The 2,680-nt window shown below is 62.1% G+C and carries 2 protein-coding genes; both read left to right on the top strand.

Annotation, left to right across the window (positions count from 1 at the left end):
* Positions 1 to 143 precede the first annotated feature (143 nt).
* A complete protein-coding gene (istA, locus tag XI04_RS08160) occupies positions 144 to 1,667 on the top strand; it encodes an IS21 family transposase (protein WP_179880120.1) in 1,524 nt (507 codons plus the stop codon).
* Between the two features lie 11 nt (positions 1,668 to 1,678).
* Positions 1,679 to 2,419, top strand: coding sequence for an IS21-like element helper ATPase IstB (gene istB, locus XI04_RS08155; RefSeq protein WP_271623555.1), 741 nt, complete (start codon positions 1,679 to 1,681; stop codon positions 2,417 to 2,419).
* Positions 2,420 to 2,680 lie beyond the last annotated feature (261 nt).

The following is a 2,680-nucleotide window of genomic DNA, read 5'->3' as shown; positions in this document are numbered from 1 at the left end:
GATCGCGCGCAGCGTTCCGAGCATTCTCCGCGCAGCATTCCGGCTTGATCGCGCGCAGTTTTGGATGGTGTGAGGCCTGATCGTTGGCCATGTCTCCGGCTGGAAGCAGCTTGGAGAATTGGATGCCGACGAGGAGGGTTATCATGCGCCAGGTGCGCGAGATTGTGAGATTGAGCCTTGAGGCTGGGCTCTCGACGCGCGTGGTTGGCGAGCGTGTAGGCGTCGGACCGACGACGGTACGTGACACGCTGAAGCGTTTTGCGCGCGCGGGTCTGGCGTGGCCCGTCCCGGAAGCAATAGGCGACGCGGAGCTGGAGCAACTGCTGTACGGGGTGCCTGGCGTGAAGCCGGGCCGCCGCAAGGTGGCCGAGCCTGACTGGTCCGTTATTGCCCGCGAGCTCAAGCGCAAGCATGTAACCTTGCAGGTGCTGTGGGACGAGTACATTGCAGTGCATCCGGACGGGTACCGGTACAGTCGGTTCTGTGACTTGTTCCGCAACTGGGAAGGCCGGCTGCCGCTGGTGATGCGCCAGCACCACGGCGGGGGCGAGAAATTGTTTGTCGACTATGCCGGCGACACGGTGCCGGTGGTTGACCGTAAGACTGGCGAGGTACGTGATGCGCACATCTTCGTCGCGGTCATGGGCGCATCCAGCTTGTCGTTCGCGCTGGCGACGTGGACCGAGCAGCTCGGCGACTGGATCGCGGGACATAACGCGGCCTTCAGCTTCTTTGGCGGCGCCACGCAGCTCCTGGTGCCCGACAACGCCAAGGTCGCGGTGATCAAGGCCTGCCTCTATGACCCTATGGTCAACCGCAGCTATAGCGATATGGCGCAGCATTACGGCACGGCAATTTTGCCGGCACGGCCGCGTCGTCCGAGAGATAAGGCGAAGGTTGAAGCCTGCGTCGGAATCGTCGAGCGCTGGCTGCTGGGGCGACTGCGCAACCGGACCTTTTACAGCCTGGTCGAGCTCAACGGTGCGATCGCCGAGTGGCTGGCCAAGCTCAATGAGGGACGGGTGTTGCGCCAGTATGGCCGCACACGGCGCCAACTGTTCGAGGAAATTGATGCGCCAAATCTTAAGCCGCTCCCCGGCGAGCCGTGGGTCCATGCCGAATGGCGCCGATGCCGGGTCGGGCTCGACTATCACGTTGAGATCGAACGGCACTACTACTCGGTGCCCTATCGCTTCGCCCGTCGCGAGGTAGAAGCCCGGATCTGCGCGCGAACGGTTGAAATCTTCCTGGGCGGCGAGCGTATCGCCGCGCACATGCGCGGCAGCGGCAACGGGCGGCACACGACGATCAGCGCCCACATGCCTTCCAGCCACCGGCGCTATGGCGAGTGGACGCCGGCAAAGATCCGCAGCGAGGCAACCCGGATCGGCCCGATGCTGCGCATGCTGATCGACCGGATCATCGAGGATCGGCCGCATCCCGAACAGGGCTATCGTTCGTGCCTGGGGATCATCCGGCTTGAGAAGCGCTTTGGCGCCGAGCGTCTCGAGGCGGCCGCGCTGCGCGCGCTCGAGATCCAAGCTCGCAACTACCCAAGCGTCAAATCGATCCTCGAGAAGGGGCTCGATCGCGTTGCAACGCCCGCGTCCCCCGAGCGCGAGCCGATCATACACACCAACATCAGAGGCTCAGACTATTACCACTAAAAGGGACGAAAATGCTGACACACCCCACACTCCACTTGCTTACTCGGCTCGGCCTTACCGGCATGGCCGAGGCCTTCACGAGCCTCGCAGACAACGAGGAGGTCCATGGCCTCGCTCACGCCGAATGGCTGGCGTTGCTGCTCGACCATGAAGCGACTTGGCGTAACAACCGGCGCCTGGCGCTTCGTCTTCGTAAAGCAAAGCTGCGTCATCATGCCGTGCCCGAGGATATCGACTACCGCGCTCCCCGTGGGCTCGACCGCCGCTTGTTCGACATGCTGCTCAAGGGAGACTGGATCAAAAACCATGAGAATTGCGCCATTGTCGGCCCGACCGGCGTCGGGAAAAGCTGGCTTGGCTGTGCGCTTGGTCACAAGGCCTGCCGGGACAACCAGTCTGTACTTTACACCCGGCTGCCGCGGTTGTTCGAAGAACTGGATCTTGCCCGGGGCGACGGCCGACTCACTTCGCGGATGAAGAGCATCTCCGCCGTCGACCTCCTGATTTTGGACGATTGGGGCCTCCAATCCATCGACGCGAATGCCCGTCATTATCTGCTCGAAATGCTCGAAGACCGCTACGGCCGTCGATCAACACTCGTCACCAGCCAGCTTCCAATAGCCAAATGGCATGGGCTCATAAATGACCCAACTTACGCTGATGCCATACTTGATCGCTTGCTTCACAACGCCCACAGACTCGAACTGAACGGTGACTCCATGCGGCGCCCGCCCGTACTTGCTCGGCCTTGACTACATCGTCGGCTAATTAGACTGCGGCCCGCAAAGCTGACCGGCCGCTACGGCACTGTTGGGGGTGCGCGTCCGGTCAGCTTCGCTCCGCCCAGCGATACCATCAAACATGTGACGTGATCCCTTCGGTGGCCGCTTGACCACGGGCTAACGATGGTGCCAATTACCTTCAACGATCGGGTGCTTCACCTGCGCGCGATCAGATCGGAACGCTGCGCGGCATCAGATTGGAATACCTGCGCGCGATCATTGGAATCTGCA

The sequence above is a fragment of the Bradyrhizobium sp. CCBAU 11430 genome (assembly GCF_028128855.1).
GTDB lineage: Bacteria > Pseudomonadota > Alphaproteobacteria > Rhizobiales > Xanthobacteraceae > Bradyrhizobium > Bradyrhizobium ottawaense.
Note: the sequence above shows the minus strand (reverse complement) of the source record. Positions and strands in the feature narration are given on the sequence as shown.

Bases quoted from the DNA above. Each gene is read 5' to 3' on its own strand.
- istA (WP_179880120.1), top strand. From the start codon at position 144: ATGCGCCAGGTGCGCGAGATTGTGAGATTGAGCCTTGAGGCTGGGCTC.
- istB (WP_271623555.1), top strand. From the start codon at position 1,679: ATGCTGACACACCCCACACTCCACTTGCTTACTCGGCTCGGCCTTACC.